The following is a 21,692-nucleotide window of genomic DNA, read 5'->3' as shown; positions in this document are numbered from 1 at the left end:
GAGAAAGGGCCGAAATTGCGATGATTCATCGATTGGAACCAAAAGATTATGCAAAAATCAGGACGTTGCTGTCACCTGATAACGTGAACAATTTGACCATCCATGCGATTATCAATGGAACAAATCGAGGAGCGATTTACGTAGATGATGTGGAGCAGCCCCGGACAGCATTGGTCGATCAAACCGGCGTGATCAGTATTTTCGTAGGGGATGCTGCCAATGAAGCGTTTACAGCGGATCTGGGTGCCTTTATCGAGGGGGAATTGCGCTCATATACGACCGAATCATGCGGGGGCACTCATTTTCTGGCAGTTGTGCCAGATGAAGCGTGGGAAGAGGTAGTGACCAAAGCTATTTCGCATCGAGAGATCGAAACGGATTGGGAGCATTACTACCAGTTCAATCCCGAGCAATTCCACGCGCGAAAGATCAGCTATCGCCCTCTGCCTGAAGGATACACGTTGAAAAGAATCGATGCAGGTGTCATCGAGAACGATCCTGACAACATCTTGATCGAGGTTGTGGAGGAATTCTATCATTCGGTGGATGATTTTTTGCAGTGGGGCGTAGGTTTTTGCGTATGTAAAGGAAATGCGGTTGTGAGTGCTTGCCTGTCATGCTGTGTCCATGAACGTGACCATGAAATTAGCGTGGAAACATATGAGGAAGCCGACATGAACAAAGGCTTTGCTACACATGCTTGCGCAGCGTACCTGGAGCATTGCATGGAACATGGACTGACACCCCATTGGACCACGCTGGAAACGAATGACGAGTCAGTACGTCTGGGGACAAAGCTAGGATTTGAGCCGAAGAAAAAATGTAAAATAATAGAATTTGAATATTAAAACGATACGGGTATCCATGGGTTGTCGAAATCACTTCGGCAACCTTTTTTACTGCGAAAGGAAGAAAAGCAAAAGGGAAATACGGTATGAAGAGTGAATATTTTGATTAGTTATAGAAGCGAGATTGAACCATCGGGCAGCGATTGAGAGGGATAAAACAATGAATTTGGCATTAATGGTTCCGTTGACGGAGCGGACAGCTGTTTTGATTGTGGCGGCCTTGTTGTTTACGCGTGTACGTGCATTCCGCAGCATATTGAACCAGCAAGCAACGTGGCGGGAAAAAGCACTGATGGTCGTCATTTTTTCTGCTATTTCCATACTGGGTACATACAATGGCATCTGGTATCAGGATGCGATTGCGAATTCACGCGTGATCGGGACTGTCGTGGCAGGCTTGCTTGCTGGTCCATGGGTAGGCTTGATGACAGGACTGATTGCGGGAATCCATCGCTATTCTTTGGGGGGCTTTACAGACTTGGCATGTGCCATCTCGACCATAAGCGAGGGCTTGTTTGCGGGATTAATCTATCAGTTCCTCCGTAACCGCAGCAAAAAAATCGGGTGGACGACAGCACTCTTCGTTGGTTTCTTGGCGGAGTGGCTGCAAATGGGAATTGTTCTGCTCATCGCACGTCCTTACGCTGACGCTTTGGCATTGGTTCAGGCCATTAGTGTACCGATGTCAGTCGTCAACTCGGTTGGAATTGCTATTTTAATCATTATTATTGATTTAGCCAAAAAGGAAGAGGATCGGATTGGGGCGCTCCAAGCCCAGCGAACGCTGCAAGTAGCGGACAAAACACTATCTTACTTGCGTCAAGGGCTGACCTATGATTCTGCCCAAAAGGTAGCGGAGGAAATATTGCGGACGACGCGTGTAGCAGCGGTAGCGATTACCGATACGCGCTCTGTACTTGCGCATGTTGGCGCAGGCTCGTCCCATCATGTAGTAGGAGAAGGCATAACGACCAAGGCGACCCGTGAAGTTTTATCGACCAAAGAAGTAAAGATTGCCCAGACCAAGGAAGAGATTGGATGCAGGGAGACGAATTGTTCCTTGCGCTATGCGATCCTTGTCCCCCTGATGCGAAGACGTGAAGTGGCGGGCGTGCTCAAGCTGTATCAGGATCGCTCTCGCAAACTGTCGGCTGTGGACCTGGAACTCGTACGCGGATTGGGGAACCTGATATCGAGTCAGCTCGAACTGGCTGAGCTCGAGAAGCAGTCCCGTCTGTTGGCAGATGCAGAAATCAAAGCCTTGCATGCCCAGATCAACCCGCATTTCTTGTTTAATGCGCTCAATACGATCGTTTCGTTTATTCGCTTCCGTCCCGAACAGGCCCGTGAGCTGCTGATTCATTTGGGGGAGTACTTCCGTCGTAATTTGCATGACTCTGGCGGATATGTCAGTCTGGCGCGTGAGCTGGAGCATATCGAAGCGTATTTGGCCATCGAACGTGCGAGGTTCGGTGACAAGCTCCATGTAGAGTACGACATCGAGGATGGTGTAGAGCGGTTTACCGTACCAGGTCTGATTTTGCAGCCGCTGGTAGAGAATGCGGTCAAGCACGGGCTGCTGCCCAAGCGCGAAGGGGGAACCGTAGTGATTCGTGCGCGCCGCAAAGAAAAGCAAATCGTCGAATTGACAGTGGCAGATAATGGAGTCGGAATGAATGTGGACCCATTCGAGCCAGCCCTAGATGAGAAGAGTGCAGGGCGGCAATTATCTGGAATCGGTCTTGCCAATGTAAAAAGCCGTCTCCAGTCGATCTACGGAGAACCGTATGGAATCGTGATCGAAAGCAAAAGCGGGAGCGGGACAACATGCACCATACAATTACCGATAGGGGTGAACGTCAGTGCTCAAAGTGTTCATCGTCGATGATGAGACGCCTGCCAGAGAAGAACTGCGGTACTTGCTGGAGCAGTTTTCGGAAGTGTCCGTAGTCGGAGAGGCAGGCAGTGGGGAAGAGGCGTTGGAAGCGGTGCTTCAGACAGAGCCGGATGCGGTCTTTTTGGACATCCATTTGCAGGACAGGGATGGCGTAGACGTGGGGCAGGAGCTTCTGGAATCCATGGTCAATCCACCTGTCATCATCTTTGCAAGTGCGTATGAATTTCATGCGGTTCGAGCATTTGAGGCCGAAGCCGTTGATTATATCGTCAAGCCGTTCAGCGAAGTGCGTCTGGAAAAGACGATGAACCGGGTACGAAAGATGAGGCGGAAAAGTGAGCCTGCATTGGAAGCGTCACCGCTACTGGAGGAAAGGCTACAATCCCTTCTGCAAAATGTGCTGGTCGATACTCAGCCGCGTCGTGTCCCGGTAGAAAAAAACGGCAAGATCATGCTGATTGATCCAAACGAAATCGTCTATGCCACCTTGGAAGGAAGGTATGCGAGCATCTACACAGCCGGTGAGCAATATGCGACCACGTTTACGTTGCAGGAGCTGGAGAGCAGGCTGTCACGCCAGCAGTTCTTTCGGACGCATCGCGCTTTTATCGTCAATTTATCTAAAACGGCTGAGCTCGTCCCTTGGTTCAAAGGCTCAATTCATCTAGTCATGCAAGATCACCGCAAAACAGAAGTGCCTGTTAGCCGCAATGTCGTGAAGGAATTGAAGAAACGATTGGGGTTTTAAAGCAAACAGACCAATCCTGTGCCCCGTTTGGGGGGAGGATTGGTCTGTTTTTTTCCGACAGCTTACATGGGATATTCATCGTTTTTCTTACGTGTCACCATGATCCCGCCCAATACGATCAGGATCAAGCCGAGGATGCCGCCTACTTGGGTAGAAGCTAGATTAGCGATCAAAAATACGATAGCAAGAACGGTGAGGATGCCAATGGGGATCAAGAGAGCGGGTTTGCGATTGCCGAATATGTACAGCTCGGTAAGCCCCACGGCAGGACCGATCAGGAAGAAGGGCCACGTCGTGCTCATATCCCCCTGAAAAAATAGCTGGCTGAAAAAGAAGAGTGGGGCATAAACGAGCAAGATCCCGCCTGGTACGAGCAATCCAGCGCGATTCGGCTTTGGGTTCATAAAAAAGAAAATATGAAACCCGATTCCTGGGATGAGAAGGAAGACTGGCCATAGCAAGTCCATTGCGAGCGGTACGTTCAGGTAGGTAGCCAGAACAAAAATCGCTCCGATTCCGATAATGATGTAACCCGCGATACTTCGCATGTGCGTATTCTCCTTTTTGATTTCCATACCAATTTATGTATAACTTTAACATATTGTGGCGGAGATTGGATCAGACTCGGGGCGGAGACTTCCTACGTCCCAAAATTGAACGCGCTTACACTCAAACGAGGATGGTGCAGCTTGTGCATGTTTTTGTACGGTTCAACCATTTTTTATGTTGGCAAGTTGTCCGATATGATACGTTTTTCTAAGGTTCATTGCCTGAATATTTGATAAATAGAAGGAGGCGACTCGGATGAAGAAATGGTTTCTGTCCCTCTTGATTTGGGGCGGGATAGCCGCATTGGGTACTGTCGGATTCGGGATGATAGCGCTCTGGCAAGGGGAATCAGTCAACTCGTTCTGGCTACTGACAGCCGCATTTTGCACTTATGCTGTAGCTTATCGTTTTTACAGCAAATTCATAGCCAAAAAACTAATGGCGCTGGATGACAATCGCGCTACTCCGGCAGAAGTGAACAACGACGGCAAAGACTTCGTGCCAACGAACAAATGGGTGTTGTTTGGGCACCATTTCGCTGCGATTGCAGGAGCAGGCCCGCTCGTAGGTCCTACGCTGGCTGCGCAAATGGGATATTTGCCGGGAACGATCTGGATTATCGTCGGGGTCGTGATCGGTGGGGCGGTACAGGACTTTATCATTCTGTTCGGATCGATGCGTCGCAATGGAAAGTCTCTCGGTCAGATTGCCAAGGAAGAGATCGGACCTGTTGGCGGAGCACTCGCTTTGATTGGGATTATTGCCATTATGATTATCCTGATTGCTGTTTTGGCCATGGTTGTAGTTAACGCTCTTGCTGAATCACCGTGGGCTACCTTCACGATATTCATGACGCTGCCTATCGCGATATTGATGGGATTGTATATGCGGTATATACGACCCGGGCAGGTATTGGAAGGCTCGATTATCGGGCTTGCTCTTCTGTTCTTCTCCCTCTGGCTCGGTCAAATCGTTGCTGCATCGCCAATATGGGGACCAGCCTTTACGTTCTCCAAGGTACAGCTTGCTTGGATGATTATTGTGTACGGCTTTATTGCCTCGGTTTTGCCTGTGTGGCTGCTATTGGCACCGCGTGATTACCTCAGCTCGTTTTTGAAAGTAGGGACGATTGCGGTATTGGCGGTGGGAATCGTGCTGACACTGCCGCCGCTGCAAATGCCAGCACTAACCAAGTTTATTGATGGAACTGGCCCTGTTTTTGCAGGAAATCTGTTCCCCTTCTTGTTTATTACCATCGCATGCGGAGCTGTATCGGGGTTCCATTCTCTCGTATCATCCGGAACGACGCCGAAGATGATCGCGAAGGAATCGCATGCGCCATTGATCGGTTATGGCGGGATGCTGATGGAGTCTGGCGTTGCGGTTATGGCCATGATTGCAGCATGCGTGTTGACTCCCGGAGTCTATTTTGCGATCAACTCACCTGCCGCAGCAATTGGCGTGGATGTAGTCCAGGTTGCGACGACGATAACGGGCTGGGGCTATACCGTAACCCCTGACCACTTAACAACGCTCGCCAACGACATTCAAGAAAAGACGATCCTTTCCCGAACGGGCGGAGCGCCGTCACTTGCAATCGGGATGGCGACAATTTTCTCCGGTGTATTGGGTGGCAAGGCATTAATGGCATTCTGGTATCACTTTGCGATCTTGTTTGAGGCCGTCTTTATTTTGACGACGATCGATGCGGGAACGCGTGTCGGACGATTTATGGTACAAGACATGCTCGGCAACGTCATTCCGAAAATGAAGGAAGTCAACTGGCTGCCAGGTAATCTGATTGGTTCTGGGATCATTACCATCGGATGGGGATACTTCCTGCTCCAAGGTGTCATGGACCCGTTAGGAGGCATTTACACACTGTGGCCGCTCTTCGGTATCGCCAACCAGATGCTCGCCGCGATTGCGTTTACGGTGGGAACGACGATTATTTTCAAAATGGGCAAAGCGGCCTACTCATGGATCACGCTTGTACCAATGGCTTGGCTGACAACAGCTACGCTGACAGCGGGGTGGCAAAAGCTGTTCCATCCTGATCCCAAAATCGGGTTCCTCTCGCATGCAGAAGCATTCCAAAAGGCACTGGATGCCGGTACGCTGCCAAACGGAGTAAAAACAGTGGAAGCTGCACAAAAAATGATCTTCAACGACCAGATCGATGCTGTGGTATGTGCAATCTTCATGGTCATTACGATTGGGATCATTCTCGACGGTGCGCGGGTATGGATCAATATTCTCCGCGGCAAGCACTATCCGTTGCAGGAGTCGCCGTACATCAAGTCTAAAGGAAATGTATTTGACGGGAAAGGACATCACGTAGCATGAGGCGCAAGCTAAGAACCATGCGAAAGGCAATGCGCAAAGTGAGCTCCGCTATTAAAACGATTTTCGGAATGCCCGACTATGATCGCTATCTCGCCCATTGGTACGAGACGCATGGGGCACCGGGTATCTTTCCGATGACAGAGCGTGAGTACTACATGTACGCATTGACCGAACGATTTGAAAAAGGCGGCGTAACGCGCTGCTGCTAAAGTGGTCATGTATAAAAGGGTGTCTCCCGGTCAGAAAATGACGAGGGAGACACCCTTTTTCGAGCTGGGTACAGCAACGACATTTCAGGCACACTCCCCATGGCTAACGTGTGGTGTAACAGCAGGTAAAGTATGGTACACTAAATCATATAGCATGGCCGTTTTTTAACACGAGCTGTCTCATCATAGTCAAATAAAGCGTCGAAGCCTCTCTTTCTAGAAGAAAAGGGCTGCTTTGCGAAAAAATAAGTCAAGTTTTAGGTGGCGATACGTGTGCAAGCATCAACACTGGCGGCTCTCAAGGAGCTCGCTTTGCAATGCGCCCGTTCAGCGGGTGAGCTGAGTCTGAAGCGAATGAAGGAGCCTTTTACCGTCGAGTATAAAACATCAGCCTCCGATCTTGTTACAGCCGTAGATAAAGAAGTGGAGAATCACGTCATTCAGATGATTCTTGCACGCTTCCCTGATCACGGCATTCTTGGAGAAGAGAGTGCACATGCGGAGGATTACAAGCAGTATGACACGCTTTGGGTCATCGACCCGATTGATGGCACGACCAATTTTGTTCATCAGCAAATCAATTTTTCCGTTTCCATTGCCGTCTACCATAAGGGAGAGGGAATGGTCGGAGCGGTTTACGATCCTTCCAGAGACGAGTTGTTTTATGCGGTAAAAGGGGAAGGGGCTTTTCTCAATGATCGTCCCTTGCAGGTGAATCGAGCAGTGAGCCTGGAACAGGCTTTGTTATGCACGAGTGTATTTTGGAACAAGCGTGCTGAGCAGATCGGCGTCGACTTGATCGTGAAAAAGCTTGCCGGGAAGGTTCGCGGAATGCGTCTCTTAGGAAGCGCCGCTTTGGAGATGGCGTATGTGGCTGCTGGAAGACTGGATGGCTACGTCAGTATGCAGCTCAATGCGTGGGATTTCGGGGCAGCTCGCATTATTGTAGAAGAAGCGGGCGGCCGGGTGACAACCATGATGGGGACACCGCTACCATACGACCAAAAAAGCAGCGTAATGGCTTGCAACCCGACATTTTATGAGGAGCTTCAGCATTACCTGAAATCCGAACAGACCGATACCGATGTACCTTCACAAAATTAAGTGTCACCAGAACCCGCTGGACGTGCGCATCCAGTGGGTTTTCTTTTGCTGTGCAGATTGGGTTTTCGTTTGGACGTCGGTTGCATATGCTATAAAAGCATAGCCGGAAGACGAGCAGCGACTGTATTTGTTGCGAAGTCGGCTTGTCCGAATAAGGGGGGATAACCATGACCCTGATTGAGGAAAGTGTAAAGTTGATCCTACAACATCAAGCGAGTACCGGGGCGTATCTCGCTTCACCGGCATTTGTCCACTATCAGTATGCGTGGCTCCGCGATGGCACATTTACGGCCTACGCGATGAACCGTACCGGCAACCATGAGAGCGCCCGCAAGTTTTACCAATGGTGCGATGATGTGATCCGAAAGCATGAGGCAAAGGCTAGAGCAGCCATTACGGCAGTAAAAACAGGATTAGACAACGATAAGGCGGGAAACGACCGCTTTTTGCATACGCGCTATACAGCGGACGGAGAAGAAGTGGCAGGCGAATGGGGCAGCTTTCAACTCGATGGCTACGGGACATGGCTGTGGGGACTGGCTGAGCATGTGCGGATGAGTGGGGAGTATGACTTGATTCATGAGCTGAAGCCATCTATTGAACTGACGATTGACTATGTAGTGGCGTGCTGGCAGCTCCCTAACTTTGATTGCTGGGAAGAGGGAGGAGACCGAATCCACCCGGTGACGCTAGGGGCCATTTATGCCGGGATTAAGGCGATGGAGCCTTATTTGCCCGACCGAGCTTTCGAACTCGCTCAAGAAGGAGAGGCCATTCGCCAATTCATACGGGAGCATGGCACAGCCAACGGACGATTGATAAAATCCGTGGGGGATCATTCTGTAGATGCAAGTCTGCTCTGGCTGGCACTCCCGTATGGGGTCGTCGACGTGGATGATCCGCTTATGATCCGAACCGTGCAGGCCATAGGAGAGGAGCTGCTAGCAGGATACGGCGTGCATCGCTACCCGGCCGATACGTATTACGGCGGGGGACAGTGGCTGCTGTTATCCGCGTGGTTGGGCTGGTATTACGTGAAAACGGGCAGGCGTGAGGAAGCCGAAAAGATAGCAGCGTGGATTGTTTCCCAGCGGCAAGCGAGCGGATTGCCTGAACAAGTACAAGAGCATTTGCTTTCTTTCGCTCATTATGAGAGGTGGGTGGAGAGGGCAGGCTATCCAGCTGTACCGCTCCTTTGGTCGCATGCGATGTTTCTCGTGTTGGCGGCAGAGCTCGGTATGCAGTACTAGCCAGGAAGAGGGTCTTCCTGGCTTTTCTTATTGCTGACATCAATTGACACCATTTGATGCTATGCTCATCTCAGGACCGAACAGAGTGGCGTTCAACCGGGATAAAAATGACACAGAGCATGAAGCTCTTTACGCAGCCAGTCGATTAGTTCAGCAGGCTCCTCTACTGTCGCTTCTCTTCCCAGACCAAGTACAAACCGGGCTACCCAGTTTATTTCGGAGAGAGCGACGGTGTCGGTAATGAAACCGGAGCCATCTGCCAGAAGCGTAATCTGATTGCCGAATTGATGGTGGCTTTCGGCTAGTTTGCAGCCTTTTCTCGTCAAACGAATTCGCAGGGGAAGCTGCTCTGGTTCTTCATACTGCGAGACATGCGGATTAGGGACGACAGAAGGGGCATCGACAATCATCATGGCTTGGATGCGGTCAACACGCAGCTTGACTGTGCATCGCCTGAGAAAGCAGAAGCATTTGCAGTACCAGTAGCCATCGAAGGCATACAAATAATCGGGCTGAATGATTCTGGTGCTTTGTCGGTTGAGAGAGTCGTACGCAATTTCCACAGCTTGTTGTGACAAAGCAGCATCCAAGAGCGGTCGCAAAAAGGGAGCTTCCACACTTCTGCTCGGGTTCGTCACCCGCAGTTTTTTGCGAAGCTGCTCTACTCTAGTCAAAGCGTCTGTTGGAAGACTCGCAAGCAGCTTGGCGATCACAGACAGGGTTTCTTTTGCAAATGGCTTGTCCGTGTAGGAGAGAAGAGCTTCATACGACAAAATCAGAGCAACGGCTTCCTCTGTCGTGAGGGCAAGGGGCGCCAGTTGATGAGATCGAATCAGTCTGTATCCACCGCCAGGACCGGGGGAAGCTTGCAAGGGCGCACCTGCCTCGCTGAGCAAGTGCAAGTCACGCAGCATGGTTCGTTTGGACACGGACAACGTATCGGCCAAGTCACCCACGGTAAAGGTTTTTCCTGTGTGGAAAAGCGCAAGCAGTTCAAGTAAACGACCTGTTCGGTTCATACGTATTCCTCGCTTTAGCTAAAACGAATGAAAGGATGAGTCAAAGTGAAGTCACTGACAGTTTATCAGCAGGGGACAAGGTTGCATGTGTTGGAAGGTGCGCGAAATGGTGAAACGATTTTGTTCTTGCACCCCCAAGGTGGGACCTCGTCCATCTGGAACGACATGTTACCTTATTTTTCAGAGGATTTCCACATCATTTGTATGGATCTGCGTGGGCATGGCCAATCTGAGCATGCGGCTACTGGCTACGATATCGGTACGCAATGTGAGGATATACGGGCAGTTCTCGATCTTACAGGAGTAGAAAGAGCGCATCTGATTGGCAATTCTCTCGGTGGAGATTTCGCCACCTTTTTTGCAGCGACGTACCCTGACCGCGTGCGATCACTGATCAATCTGGATTCAGGCATGATTGATTTTGTGGGCCCAAATGGCGAGCGTGAAGGATCAAAAGCTGATATTTTGGAGCAGTATCGCAAGCGTCCAGTGCCTGCGTTCCAGCATCGAGAGGAGTTTGCTCCGTACGCGAGGCAGCATTGGTATCCGTGGGACCCGTATTACGAAAAATGGTTTCATCATGTGACGATCTACCCTCTGTCTGATGGGCTGATCACGTATCAGATACCCACTGCGATTAACCTTCAAATCATGGAAACAGTCTGTGATTTGCACTATGAAGATGCCTACGCACAAATGAGATGCCCGGTTCTGTTTCTCCCGGCGGAGACAGAGCCAAAGCTCGATGTGAAGCTCTCTCTCATCCAAAAGGTTACGAGGCATCCGCAAAGCAAAACGGTAGTTATTCCAAATTCCAAGCACTTGATGCCAATCGATACGCCGCTAGCGACAAGCATGGAAATATTGGCGTTTCTAAAAGGCTTGGTGCTTGACAGTCCTTCTGGATAACCGAGGCTTCATCGTGGAGAGCAGGACACCGATAAGCGTCACAACGCCACCAGCCATCGTCACAAGCGTAGGACCTTCACCCAGCCACACCCAAGCAATCAGAAAAGCGAGCACTGGCGTCATGTAAAGGGAGGTAGTAGCCTCCGATGTACCAACGACAGAAGTCACATAGGCGAGGGACAAATAAGCAACAACACTAGGGAAAATGCCCAAATACACAATACTGAGTGTCACATCCCAAGGAGCTTGGGCTATCGCTGTGCCAAGCCCGGGCAGAAAGAAGAGCATACATAAGGTACCTGCCCATAAGGTGTAGGCGGTAAACGCGAAAACGCCGTATTTTTCTACGAATGGCTTCTGAAACGCAAAGTAAATGCTTTCGCTAATGGCTGCCAATAAAATCAAGAATATTCCGTCTGTTAATAGAAGAGTCTCCCCTGTGCCAATCGAGCAGATGGCGACTCCGAGAAAACTGATCAGTGCACCTACCCAGCCTCTCACTCCGAAATGCTCCCGGAAAAATAGGAGAGCGAGGAGAGCCGAAAAGATCGGCGTCGTCGTGACCAAAAGGCTGGCTACACCTGCACTTACAGTCATCTCCCCGTAGTTGAGCGCTGTATGGTAAACGGCGAAACCCAAGCCCCCAAGCATAAGGATAGCTGGGACATCCTTTAACTCCGGCAGACGGATACGGAAAAAGAGTGCGAGTATCCCAAGAAAAAGAGAGCCGATAAGAAAGCGAAGCAGCGAGAGATGCTCCGGCGAGTAGGCTTGCAGCCCAACGCGAATACCGGCAAAGGCCGAGGCCCATAACAAGATGCTGATGGCATGTGCAGCGAAAATACGACTTCTGACATGATGAAACAAGATAACTTCCCTCCTTTGTATGAAAAACCAACCAGCTATTCACTGCTTCTTCTTTCTTTTTCATGGTAATCAAGAAGTGGTAAAATATCTGCAACCACTTGGCTATCAAAAAAACCAACCACTTTTACCTATAAAGATGAGGAAGACGAAGGGGATCGATCAGGTTGCACAGAGAGAAGCGGTTGCCGAAATATCGGAAAATTATTGATTTTATCAAAGGAAAAATTTCGACAGGAGAATGGCCGATTGGCAGCAAAATCCCCAGCCAACGCGACTTGGCACAATCGTTCGAAGTCAATCGGAGCACGGTCATTGCGGCATTGGAGGAGTTGACCGCAGACGGGTTGATCGAGGGAAAGCTGGGGATGGGCACTGTCGTCGTCAATAACACCTGGACGCTGTTGGCTACGACACCACCTCCGGATTGGAGTGAGTATGTCCGATCTGGATTGCACAAGCCAAGCATGACGGCGGTTCAAGAAATCAATAAGCGTGAATTCCAGGCAGACCTGATTCAGCTGAGCAAAGGAGAGCTCTCCCCAGACATGTTTCCAGTCGATGCGATGAAGCAAGTCATGGAGCAGGTAACGAGGAACCTTAGCGGATTTGGATATGAAGAGCCGAGAGGGTACCTTCCCCTGCGCCAAGCGGTCAGTGATTATGTCGGACGACAAGGAATTACAGCTTCGCCGTCTTCTGTCTTAATCGTGTCTGGTGCCTTGCAGGCGCTCCAGCTCATTTCGGTCGGGTTATTGCATCGAGGTTCAACTGTGTTTTTGGAACAGCCTTCGTATCTCAATTCCTTGCATGTGTTCCAGTCGGCGGGGATGGAGCTTGCGGGATTGCCGATGGATCGTCAGGGGATGATTGCACAGGCGATCTATGCGAGGCGAAAACAGGAGCATGGTGCGATTCTATACACCAATCCTTGCTTCCATAATCCAACAGGCATCCTGATGACAGAAAAACGCCGGCTGGAGCTGCTGCGGGTATGTGAAGAAGAGCGTCTGCCGATTATCGAGGATGACATTTACCGTGAGCTGTGGACGAAAGAGCCTCCGCCGCTGCCGCTCAAAGCAAGAGATAAACACGGACATGTCCTGTACATCGGGAGCCTGTCCAAGACACTGACCCCCGGCTTGCGGATTGGATGGGTAGTGGGGCCTGAGCCAGTTATCGAACGCCTGGCCGATATCAAGATGCAGACGGACTACGGTGTCAGCTCTCTATCGCAACGTGTGGCGGAGGAGTGGCTGGCGAGTGGCTTGTATGAGGAGCATATGCACAAGGTCAGAGAGCAGCTAGTAACGAGACGAGCGTCTGCCATCCGGGCACTGACGAAGCACATGAGTGAGCTCGCGACGTGGGAAGTGCCTGCCGGAGGATTTTTCATCTGGCTGAAAATGAACGGAAAGCTCTCGATGATGGAGCTCTTTACAGCAGCCAAACGCCAGGGCATTCTGCTGAATCCGGGCAATATTTACGGGGAGACGCAAGAAGGGTATGTGCGGCTGTCGTATGGGTACTCGTCGATCGCCGATTTGGAATCCGGCATCGAAAGACTGGGTCAAATCGTCCGCGATTTGAGATAAAAGCAGAGGAAAGGTGGAGGCGGTACAAAATGGGGTATATAGAAATCACGAAAAAGAATATAGAAACGGAGCACATATGCTGTGCATTAGGTGCAATACAATACGAGAATGCAGTAGCCGAGAAGAAGAAGTGGCTGACAGAGCGCATGGATGAAGGATTGGTTTTTTATCGCTTAAATGAGCGGGCAAAAGTGTTTATTGAATACTTGCCTGCGGAAATGGCATGGGTGCCTATTGAAGCACCCAATTATATGTATATCAACTGCTTGTGGGTGTCTGGTAGATATAAAGAGAACGGGCATGCGAAACAATTGTTGCATTATTGCAAGGAAGATGCCGTCAAACGTGGCATGGACGGAATCGTTCATATCGTAGGGAAGAACAAGTACCCATATTTGAGTGAGAGACGCTTTTTTGAACATATGGGATTTGAGTTGGCAGACCAAGCAGAACCGTATTTTCAATTAGTGGCATGGAAATGGAATGAACAAGCTGCTACGCCGTCCTTTAAGAAAACAGAAACGACTTCTTCAAAGGAGAAGGGCGTCACCATTTATTACACCGCGCAGTGTCCATTTGCTGTTGGTATTTTGGAAGAGTTGAGAAAAGTAGCGGAAGCGAAAGGTGTCCCCTTTCATGCGTACAGGCTGACAACGAGGGAAGAGGCACAGAACGCGCCTGTCATATGGACGACCTTTGGCTTGTTTTATCATGGTGAATTTATTACCCATGAAATCATGAGCGCCAACAAATTTGAAAAATGGCTAACAGAGCTGCTCGCACGCCAAAAGCCCCGCCAATCCCAATAGGCGAGGGCTTTGTTTATATGGCTACTTGCTCGTGGGCGTGAAATCTATGCCTTTTACATATTGCTGGCTGTGAACGGCGAACTCTGCCGTGAGTGGGGAGATCGACTGCCAGTTGCGCACTGCGAGCACCACTTCCCTTGTAATCGGGGGAGACAGAGGGATCGCTACGACTTTGGGGATGACAGGTGGCATGTACAGCTCAGGCATGATGGTGACGCCGATATACTCCTGCACCATGGTCAAAATCGTATACACCTCACGCACTTCAAACGTAACCGTTGGGTTGATGTGATTCTCTTGCAGCATTTTTCGGATGCAGCCATCCTTTGGCATGATAAAACAGCGCTCTGCGATTTCGGAAAAACGAAGGGTCTGACTGTCCTTCAACGGATGGGTATCTGGCAAAATGACCATCATTTCGTCTTGCAAGAGCGGCAACGTTTGCATTTCCTTATCAGGCATAACGGTAAAAGCAATGTCGACAACCGAGCTGTGCAGCCAGTTGCTAATCTCATCACTATCGCCTTCCAAAAGCAGGATGTCCACGGCCGGAAACCGCTTGCGAAAGCTGCCCAAAAGTCCAGGCAAGAAGCGTGAAGCAACGCTGGGAATCGAGGCAATACGCAGGGTGCCGGACGTAATCCCGCGGGCCACGTTTGCTTCCTCCGTCATGCAGGATGTGATGTTCAATATGTCGCGAGCGTGCGCAAGCATTCGTTCTCCGATGCTCGTCGGAGTGATCCCGCTCCGACTTCGCTGAAAAAGGCTGACGCCTAGCTCTTTTTCCAGGGACTGAATCATCTGCGAGACGGCGGATTGCGTAAAGCCGATTTCTTCTGCTGCCCGGGTGAAGCTTCCAGCTTTTGCTGCGGCGACAAACACTTGCAGTTGGGTAAGCGTCATGTCTCCTCGTTCCTTTCATTAGCTTTATCTAATGAAAAATATTATAAATCATTGTTTTACTAATGGAAAAGAGCTTCGTATAGTAAAAGACATCACCACTAAGCACATACGAGGAGGAACATAGATGCATCCCGAATGGCAGCGAATTGCAAATGAATTTATCGAGGCGACCTCTTACCGGGTGGGCGAGCTGGAAAAAGGCTGGGCCTCTCGCTACGATTTTTCCAAAAGACCGGCGACGTATTTACAGTATGAAGAGGTGTTTGCCCGCATTGAATTGGGCAAGCCGCAGTTTCCAGCGTCCGTCGATTTGTGGGAGGTCCTCGCCAATCGAAGATCCAAGCGTAATTTCTTGAAGCAGCCCATGACGCTTAACGAATTGAATCTCTTGCTGTGGGGTACACAGGGTATCACAGATGATATGGGAGACTATCAGTTACGCACGACGCCGTCTGCCGGAGCCCTGTATCCGATTGAGACGTACCTGATGATCAACAACGTGGAGGGACTCGAGAAGGGCCTGTATCACCTGGATGTACAGAATTGGTGCTTGGAGGGATTGAAAAGAGAAGACACGTCTGAGATCGCCTATATGCTCACAGAAGAACAAGAGGTGACGAGACGGGCTGCTGTCAATTTCGTTTGGACAGCGATGGTGGATCGCACGAAAGACAAATACAAAGAACGTGCGTACCGCTATATATGGTGGGATTCCGGGCACGTGGCGCAGAACCTGCACTTGGTAGCAAACGGACTCGGGCTTGGGGTAACGACGATTGGTCACTGGATGGATCATGACATGAACGAATATTTAGGCATCGATGGCACGTCCCATTTGTCTGTCTTGATGGCATCAGTGGGCAAAATCGCAGGCGGACATTGGCTGACGGACCGTCGACCTGAATAAGCACGTAAAAAGGATGGGCATAAGTAGCCGCATCCTTTTTTTCATTTATGATGATGTGCCAAGTGAGATGTCATGTGCAGAAAGTGTATCGCGCAGAACGGTTGCCATGAGTTGGTAGCCGAGGACATGCGGATGAAGTCCGTCGTCAGCCAATTCCTTGCGCAGTGTGATGCCATCTGCGTCCGTCATGCGGGAGTGATAATCGACATAGAGACAGTTTGTTTGTTCAGCAATAGCTTGAAAACGTTTATTGATAATAATGACGAGCTCGTTTCGCTCACAGTTGCGTGCGTATCGGTCCATACATGTAGGCAAGAGGGAACAAAGAATGGGCTGAATGCCTTGCTCGAGAGCTGCTTGCACCATTACTTCTACATCGCTGGTCACCTGCTGGCATATCTCTTGGGGTGTCAGTCGGTCGGAAGGCAAGAATGTATCCAACGCCCATGTATTGTTAATCCCGATCATCATTACTACGTAACGTGGCTTCAATTGAAGGACATCCGCGGCAAAACGTCTGCGGGCCTGCTCGGTTGTGTCACCGCCGATTCCACGATTCACGATCGTCTGACCCGACCGGCCAAAAAAGGTAGCGAGATCCCACCAATGCGTGATGGAATCGCCGAAAAAAACAAAATCGACTGGCTGCTGGTGGAAAAGCAGCGCTTCATTATGAAAGTCAAACTCGTTGCGTCGCCTGTCTGCTGGCGCATCGATACTGAAAAATCCAGGCTTTATGAGAGCCGGGCGCTGTCCGTCCAAGCTACATTCCTCCTCGTCCAAAAGTTTACCATATCCCTGTAAGTGTGGTGTGCAGTTTCGTTTACTTCTTACTTGATTTTGCCGAGTGTACACGATAACATATGTTCTGAATAAGACTGATAACCATTATCAAGGTGTGGAAGTCTAAGAGAAGAGGGTGACCGTTGTGTCCATTGCCAAAATTATTCGAGAGCGCCGCTCTATTAAAAAAGACTATAAACCAGATGCTGTGTCCGAAGAACTTGTTCTGGAGCTGTTGAATGACGCAGTGTACGCGCCGAACCATGGGATTCGTGAGCCATGGAGATTTATGTTTGTACCTTCAGAGAAAAAAGAAGCGTTTGTAGAGAAGCTGATCACCTGCTATCCTCCTGAAGCCCATCAGGCGCGCAGAGACATGTACAACCAGCCAGCAGCCTATTTGGTCGTCATCATGAAGGAAGATCCGCGCCAAAAACAATGGGAAGAAGATTTCAGTGCGACGGCTGCTCTCATTCAAAACTTCCAGCTGCTCGCATGGGAGCGTGGTCTAGGCGTCGTCTGGAAAACAAACGCGCACAACTGGGACCCGAAGGCACACGCCATCCTGGGTGTTGCGCCAGGAGAGAAAATCGTCGGTTTCCTGCACCTCGGTTTTTTCGATCAGGAAAATGTCCCAGCAGCACGCACACGCACACCTGCCGAAGAAAAGTTCACTCGGTTCGAATAAACGAAAAAAACGAGACCATTCGAAGGTCTCGTTTTTTTTGCAATTACTTTGCGGCTGCTTCCTGGACTACGACTTTTACCATGCTCGAAATGATCCCCAGATGGATGGACTCGTGCATGACGGCAAAGTTAAAGACTTCTCCAACCGTCGTAAACTGGAAGGGACCCATTGTAATGGGGGCAGGCAAAGCTGCCTCTAACTCGTCAGGGGTGACGGAGGACAACAGTTCTAGCTGTACAGACAAATAGTGAATCAGCTCATCTTTCGAGGGAGGTGCGGTCGTCCAGTCAGAAGGCTTCGTTCCCGTCTGAAAAAGCGTAGCGTAAGAAGCGGGCAGGTCAGATTGGAAAGGCAAGCCGATGGACAGGAAATGCTGAAAACAAAAGACGATATGCCCGATATTCCAGCGAAGTGTATTTGAAAAAGCGGGGGATTGAACATCCAATAGCTCCTCAGGAATCAATGGAATCTGCTGCAGGCCAATTTGACGAACGGATGTGGCAGTAGTGATCATGCTTTGAGACATGAGACAAACCTCCCTATCATTTTCCTATGATTGACAGCGCTCTTACCGTCAACTAAAGTGTACGTCGTAGGGGAAAACGCAACAATCATGCTTTTCCGATTAGAATGATTAGTAAAAATGATAATGGGTGTATGGGGTGAAGCAATGGAGCTCAGGCAATTGGAGTATTTTATGGCAATATGTGAAGAAATGCATTTTTCCCGGGCCTCAGAAAAGCTGTGTACCTCGCAGTCCAATCTCAGCCAGCAAATCAAGTTTTTAGAGAGTGAGCTGGGTGTCCCGCTGTTTGATCGCTTGGGCAAGAGAATCACGCTGACAGAAGCAGGAAAGGTATTGCTGGAACAGAGTCGGCATGTTTTTTCCCATATCGACTACGCACGAGAAGCGATTGCAGCCATGAAAAACAACGAAGGAGGCACGCTCACAATCGGTGTCCTGCCCGGCGATGCCGATTTGTTGTTTAATGCTCTTCTTGTAGAATTCCATCGCTTGTATCCGAAAACATCCTTATCCGTCATTGAGTCTACAAGAATCGTGGAGCAAATCACATCCGGCGAGATTGATTTGGGCGTGACTGTGTTACCTGAACCGGATGAGAGAATCACTGTCATCCCGCTTTTTCACGAAGAGTTCGCGCTTGCGGTTCATAGCGCACATCCACTTGCCAAGGAAAAGGCAATCAAGTTTGGGCAGCTTCAAGATGTAAAAATGGTGATGTTTCCACCGGATCATCAAGCGAGACAGCTCATCAATCGCTATTGCATACAGGAAGGCTTTCGTTTGCAGCCTCATATCGAAACGACGACACTCCAGTCTCTCTTGACTCTTGTAAAAAAGGGGATCGGGGGGTGTATCCTGCCTAGCTTGTTGCTGCAAAACGTAAACGACGACGAGATTGCGATCATCACCCTCTTGCATCCGACACCAAGCCAAGATATCTGTCTGGTTTATCGCAGAGACAAATATATGGGGTTCGCCGCTCGTACCTTCATCGATACGCTACAAGCGTATATTCAATCGGCCATCGACAACGCCCAAGCCTTCGCTACGAACCAAAATCGCTCGTAGGATTTTCCTTTCTCTGGTAAAATGCATATCATGACGAACTTTATGATCTGGCCGATGGGAGGAAGTTCACATGCATCCAAAAAAAGTCCCCCGTTAATCCCGAGGTCCTCCATTCATGTATTTGTGTCAGCTCACCTCACAATATTTCAAGGGAGATGTACGTAAATGAACATGAATGGACCTGTAAAAATTTCTCGAAGTGAACGATTTCAAACCTGCCAAGAAATTGCTGCGAGATTGCACGAAGTGTACAAAGAAAAGGTTCTCGCCATTGGGGTGTATGGTTCCATTTCTCGCGGGACAGACGGCCCATATTCGGATATTGAGATGTTTTGTGTACTGGAAGAATCAGGGGAAGAAATAGAATTTAGCTACGAATGGTCGGCTGGACCTTGGAAGGCTGAAGTGAATGTGTGCAGTGCAGATGTTTTACTGAACACCGCCGCTACTGTCGAGGATGATTGGCCACTGACACATGGCCCATTCTTTTCTCCGCTGAGTCTATATGATCCGAAGGGCTTTTTTGAAAGGCTCAAAAAAGCAGCCGAATCACCATCGCAGGAAGATTTCACAGAGGGTATCAACGGTATTCTCGTAGGGGAAATGTACGAGTTTATTGGCAAATTGCGAAACGTAAATCTAAACGGCCCACATACCTATCTGCCCTACTTGGCCATGCAGTTTGCCCAATACGGTGCAATGTTGATCGGGCTGCATAACCGAAAGCTTTACTCGACAGGGGCCAAGGTTTTGCCAGAAGCGCTGGAATTGCCGCATCGTCCGGCAGGATTCGATCAGGTAGCCAGATTGGTAATGGCCGGGGATTTGACTGATCCGGCAAAAATCGTTACCGCTTGCGAAGCATTCTGGGATGGTCTCCAGGAGTGGGCTGCACAGCATCAGTATGTGATTCATTCAGAGCGAATCCCTTTTTAGTGGATAAAAAAACAAATGAGACCCCTTGCACGTAGGGGTCTCAAGTTACCAAGAAAGCCTTGCTTCCTAGCGAGGCTTTCATTTTTGGGCTTACTCAACTTTGCCGCTCAAATGCTCATGAATGAGCTTCCATTCATTTGTCTCTGTTTTCGTAAAAATATTCGTGGCTCTGCCACTTCCCGTGACGAATTCCCCGTTGTAATAGCCTTGATATTGATACGTATATACACAGCTAGCAGAATTTTGATCGACAGCAATCCACTGGACATTCGTAGCCGCGTAGACTTCATCCTTGATCAGATGCCATGCATTTTCAAAGTAGGCGCGGATCTCACTCATGGATGTACAAGTCTTGTCGGAAAACCAGTAAATGGCATTCTGATGAAGCACTTTTTCAACATTGGCAAAGTCATGTGTATTGGTAGCGTCAATATATTGCGCTAACGCCTGTTTATACCCTTCCACGAATATCCCTCTCTCCACTAAAATGGTCTATTTATCCATATTTTATAGGTTTGCGGCAAAGAAAAAAAGCCCGCCCGATGTAGAAGGGGGCTATTCGGGCGGAAATGGAGGACGTAATGTCCATCGTAGGGTCTGACACATTCATGATAGTTGTCTGATGTTAAGGAAGAGTAGAGAGAACATGAAACATTTGTTAATTTTAGGTTTTGTATAGAGGCGGAGGGCAAGCACCCGTTTTTTTCTTTTTAAACGTTGGGATAGACAGGCATCCATACAGGAGAGATGCGGCTGTCATAAGCTGAATGGAGTACCGATCCTTGCCAGCAGATCGGTGCTTCCATCTGATCCCAATGAGAGGAGAGGAAGATTATGGGTTGCAATCGCGGTGGCTTTTTTGGGGGCGGTTTCCTTTGGATTCTCATCATTATTTTTCTCGTAATTGCCTTCCTTGATGATTAAGGCTTCATAGTAGAGAAAAGACTCTGTGCTCTTATACAAGAGACAGAGTCTTTTTTCTGGTCACTACTTCAAATGCTGCAAAAACTGACGTGTGCGTTCCTCGCGCGGCTTTGCGAATAAATGGGAAGGTGTATCTCGTTCCACGATGACGCCTTGGTCCATGAAAATAACCTCGTCGGCAACTTCACGGGCGAACCCCATCTCGTGCGTGACCACGATCATCGTCATTCCTTCCTGCGCAAGCTCCTTCATCACCTTCAACACTTCGCCAACGAGCTCCGGGTCGAGAGCGGAGGTAGGCTCGTCAAATAGCATGACTTGCGGGTCCATCGCCAGTGCCCGAGCAATCCCTACACGCTGCTGCTGTCCGCCAGACAACTGTGCAGGGTAATGGTCCAGCTTGTCACCGAGCCCTACTTTTGTCAGGAGAGCAGCGGCTTTCGCACGTGCTTTTTCTTTGTCTTCTTTTTTGACAGTGACAGGCCCCTCCATCACATTTTCAACGGCTGTCATGTGCGGGAACAGATTGTAGTTTTGGAACACCATCCCGGTTTGCTTTCGCAGCTTCGGAATACTCGTTCTCTCTACCTTTTTGGAAAAATCCAGCTTGACGTCACCGATCTGGACGCTGCCGCTGGTCGGAACCTCAAGTGCATTCAGGCAGCGAAGCAAGGTTGTTTTCCCGGAGCCAGAAGGACCGATGATAACGACTACCTTTCCTTTTTCCACCGAGAGGGAAATGCCTTTGAGCACATGTAAGGAGTTAAATTGTTTATGCACATCCGTGATCGTAATCATACGTTTTCACCT

The 21,692-nt window shown here is 49.6% G+C and carries 22 protein-coding genes; 14 read left to right on the top strand and 8 right to left on the bottom strand.

Going from position 1 to position 21,692, the window contains the following annotated elements; translation table 11 throughout:
- Window positions 1–20: 20 nt before the first annotated feature.
- The 3 genes from C7R91_RS05075 to C7R91_RS05065 all read left to right on the top strand — a co-directional run bounded on the left by C7R91_RS05075 (window position 21) and on the right by C7R91_RS05065 (window position 3,493).
- Entirely contained in the window at window positions 21–848 is an 828-nt protein-coding gene (locus C7R91_RS05075; protein ID WP_047071672.1) for a GNAT family N-acetyltransferase, read from the top strand.
- 160 nt (window positions 849–1,008) lie between these two features.
- The gene (locus tag C7R91_RS05070; protein WP_047071674.1) at window positions 1,009–2,736 is read left to right on the top strand and encodes a sensor histidine kinase; all 1,728 of its coding nucleotides are present in this window, start codon (window positions 1,009–1,011) and stop codon (window positions 2,734–2,736) included.
- Window positions 2,711–3,493 (top strand): LytR/AlgR family response regulator transcription factor, encoded by a 783-nt coding sequence (locus C7R91_RS05065; RefSeq protein WP_047071676.1) that lies wholly within the window; start codon window positions 2,711–2,713, stop codon window positions 3,491–3,493. Before C7R91_RS05070 ends, C7R91_RS05065 begins: the two co-directional genes overlap by 26 nt.
- 62 nt (window positions 3,494–3,555) lie before the next feature.
- Here the strand turns inward: C7R91_RS05065 and C7R91_RS05060 are convergent, their stop codons facing one another.
- Window positions 3,556–4,041 (bottom strand): hypothetical protein, encoded by a 486-nt coding sequence (locus C7R91_RS05060; RefSeq protein WP_047071677.1) that lies wholly within the window; start codon window positions 4,039–4,041, stop codon window positions 3,556–3,558.
- Between the two features lie 256 nt (window positions 4,042–4,297).
- Here C7R91_RS05060 and C7R91_RS05055 point away from each other — a divergent pair, with 256 nt between their 5' ends.
- The 4 genes from C7R91_RS05055 (at window position 4,298) to C7R91_RS05040 (ending at window position 8,951) form a co-directional block, all read left to right on the top strand.
- Window positions 4,298–6,388: a carbon starvation CstA family protein gene (locus C7R91_RS05055; RefSeq protein WP_047071679.1), complete on the top strand. Its 2,091-nt coding sequence runs from the start codon at window positions 4,298–4,300 to the stop codon at window positions 6,386–6,388.
- Window positions 6,385–6,597: a CstA-like transporter-associated (seleno)protein gene (locus C7R91_RS05050; RefSeq protein WP_047071681.1), complete on the top strand. Its 213-nt coding sequence runs from the start codon at window positions 6,385–6,387 to the stop codon at window positions 6,595–6,597. Before C7R91_RS05055 ends, C7R91_RS05050 begins: the two co-directional genes overlap by 4 nt.
- 273 nt (window positions 6,598–6,870) lie before the next feature.
- Window positions 6,871–7,701, top strand: coding sequence for an inositol monophosphatase family protein (locus tag C7R91_RS05045; RefSeq protein ID WP_047071682.1), 831 nt, complete (start codon window positions 6,871–6,873; stop codon window positions 7,699–7,701).
- A gap of 167 nt (window positions 7,702–7,868) precedes the next feature.
- Complete coding sequence (locus tag C7R91_RS05040) at window positions 7,869–8,951, top strand: glycoside hydrolase family 15 protein (RefSeq protein WP_047071684.1); 1,083 nt, start codon at window positions 7,869–7,871, stop codon at window positions 8,949–8,951.
- A gap of 92 nt (window positions 8,952–9,043) precedes the next feature.
- Here C7R91_RS05040 and C7R91_RS05035 read toward each other — a convergent pair whose 3' ends face one another.
- Window positions 9,044–9,970 (bottom strand): helix-turn-helix transcriptional regulator, encoded by a 927-nt coding sequence (locus C7R91_RS05035; protein ID WP_047071685.1) that lies wholly within the window; start codon window positions 9,968–9,970, stop codon window positions 9,044–9,046.
- A gap of 45 nt (window positions 9,971–10,015) precedes the next feature.
- Between C7R91_RS05035 and C7R91_RS05030 the strand changes: the two genes are divergently transcribed.
- Window positions 10,016–10,879, top strand: coding sequence for an alpha/beta fold hydrolase (locus C7R91_RS05030; RefSeq protein ID WP_052773421.1), 864 nt, complete (start codon window positions 10,016–10,018; stop codon window positions 10,877–10,879).
- On the opposite strand, the gene C7R91_RS05025 is transcribed toward C7R91_RS05030, so the two are convergent.
- Complete coding sequence (locus C7R91_RS05025; protein ID WP_047071687.1) at window positions 10,844–11,746, bottom strand: DMT family transporter; 903 nt, start codon at window positions 11,744–11,746, stop codon at window positions 10,844–10,846. The genes C7R91_RS05030 and C7R91_RS05025 overlap by 36 nt on opposite strands.
- A 164-nt stretch (window positions 11,747–11,910) precedes the next feature.
- Between C7R91_RS05025 and C7R91_RS05020 the strand changes: the two genes are divergently transcribed.
- Together C7R91_RS05020 and C7R91_RS05015 are read left to right on the top strand one after the other, a co-directional pair.
- Entirely contained in the window at window positions 11,911–13,338 is a 1,428-nt protein-coding gene (locus C7R91_RS05020; protein WP_047071688.1) for an aminotransferase-like domain-containing protein, read from the top strand.
- Between the two features lie 29 nt (window positions 13,339–13,367).
- Entirely contained in the window at window positions 13,368–14,147 is a 780-nt protein-coding gene (locus tag C7R91_RS05015) for a GNAT family N-acetyltransferase (RefSeq protein ID WP_047071690.1), read from the top strand.
- Between the two features lie 21 nt (window positions 14,148–14,168).
- On the opposite strand, the gene C7R91_RS05010 is transcribed toward C7R91_RS05015, so the two are convergent.
- Window positions 14,169–15,050, bottom strand: coding sequence for a LysR family transcriptional regulator (locus C7R91_RS05010; protein ID WP_047071693.1), 882 nt, complete (start codon window positions 15,048–15,050; stop codon window positions 14,169–14,171).
- Window positions 15,051–15,174: 124 nt separating this feature from the next.
- On the opposite strand from C7R91_RS05010, the gene C7R91_RS05005 reads away from it, so the two are divergent.
- Complete coding sequence (locus C7R91_RS05005; RefSeq protein WP_047071695.1) at window positions 15,175–15,957, top strand: SagB/ThcOx family dehydrogenase; 783 nt, start codon at window positions 15,175–15,177, stop codon at window positions 15,955–15,957.
- Window positions 15,958–16,002: 45 nt separating this feature from the next.
- Here the strand turns inward: C7R91_RS05005 and C7R91_RS05000 are convergent, their stop codons facing one another.
- Window positions 16,003–16,719, bottom strand: coding sequence for a GDSL-type esterase/lipase family protein (locus tag C7R91_RS05000; protein WP_047071697.1), 717 nt, complete (start codon window positions 16,717–16,719; stop codon window positions 16,003–16,005).
- Between the two features lie 157 nt (window positions 16,720–16,876).
- Here C7R91_RS05000 and C7R91_RS04995 point away from each other — a divergent pair, with 157 nt between their 5' ends.
- Window positions 16,877–17,428 (top strand): nitroreductase family protein, encoded by a 552-nt coding sequence (locus C7R91_RS04995; RefSeq protein ID WP_174769363.1) that lies wholly within the window; start codon window positions 16,877–16,879, stop codon window positions 17,426–17,428.
- Between the two features lie 43 nt (window positions 17,429–17,471).
- Here the strand turns inward: C7R91_RS04995 and C7R91_RS04990 are convergent, their stop codons facing one another.
- Window positions 17,472–17,954, bottom strand: coding sequence for a DinB family protein (locus C7R91_RS04990; RefSeq protein WP_047071701.1), 483 nt, complete (start codon window positions 17,952–17,954; stop codon window positions 17,472–17,474).
- A gap of 144 nt (window positions 17,955–18,098) precedes the next feature.
- Between C7R91_RS04990 and C7R91_RS04985 the strand changes: the two genes are divergently transcribed.
- Both C7R91_RS04985 and C7R91_RS04980 read left to right on the top strand, forming a co-directional pair.
- Window positions 18,099–19,022 carry a LysR family transcriptional regulator gene (locus tag C7R91_RS04985; protein ID WP_047071703.1) on the top strand — a complete coding sequence of 308 codons (924 nt, stop codon included), beginning with the start codon at window positions 18,099–18,101 and terminating at the stop codon, window positions 19,020–19,022.
- A 165-nt stretch (window positions 19,023–19,187) separates the two neighbouring features.
- A complete protein-coding gene (locus C7R91_RS04980; protein ID WP_047071704.1) occupies window positions 19,188–19,958 on the top strand; it encodes an ANT(4')-I family aminoglycoside nucleotidyltransferase in 771 nt (256 codons plus the stop codon).
- Window positions 19,959–20,048: 90 nt separating this feature from the next.
- On the opposite strand, the gene C7R91_RS04975 is transcribed toward C7R91_RS04980, so the two are convergent.
- Together C7R91_RS04975 and C7R91_RS04970 are read right to left on the bottom strand one after the other, a co-directional pair.
- Window positions 20,049–20,423: a YybH family protein gene (locus C7R91_RS04975; protein WP_047071705.1), complete on the bottom strand. Its 375-nt coding sequence runs from the start codon at window positions 20,421–20,423 to the stop codon at window positions 20,049–20,051.
- Window positions 20,424–20,945: 522 nt separating this feature from the next.
- Window positions 20,946–21,680, bottom strand: coding sequence for an amino acid ABC transporter ATP-binding protein (locus tag C7R91_RS04970; protein ID WP_047071707.1), 735 nt, complete (start codon window positions 21,678–21,680; stop codon window positions 20,946–20,948).
- Window positions 21,681–21,692 lie beyond the last annotated feature (12 nt).

The organism is Brevibacillus formosus (assembly GCF_003013405.1).
Classification (GTDB): Bacteria; Bacillota; Bacilli; order Brevibacillales; family Brevibacillaceae; genus Brevibacillus; species Brevibacillus formosus.
This window is presented reverse-complemented; position numbering and strand designations above follow the sequence as displayed.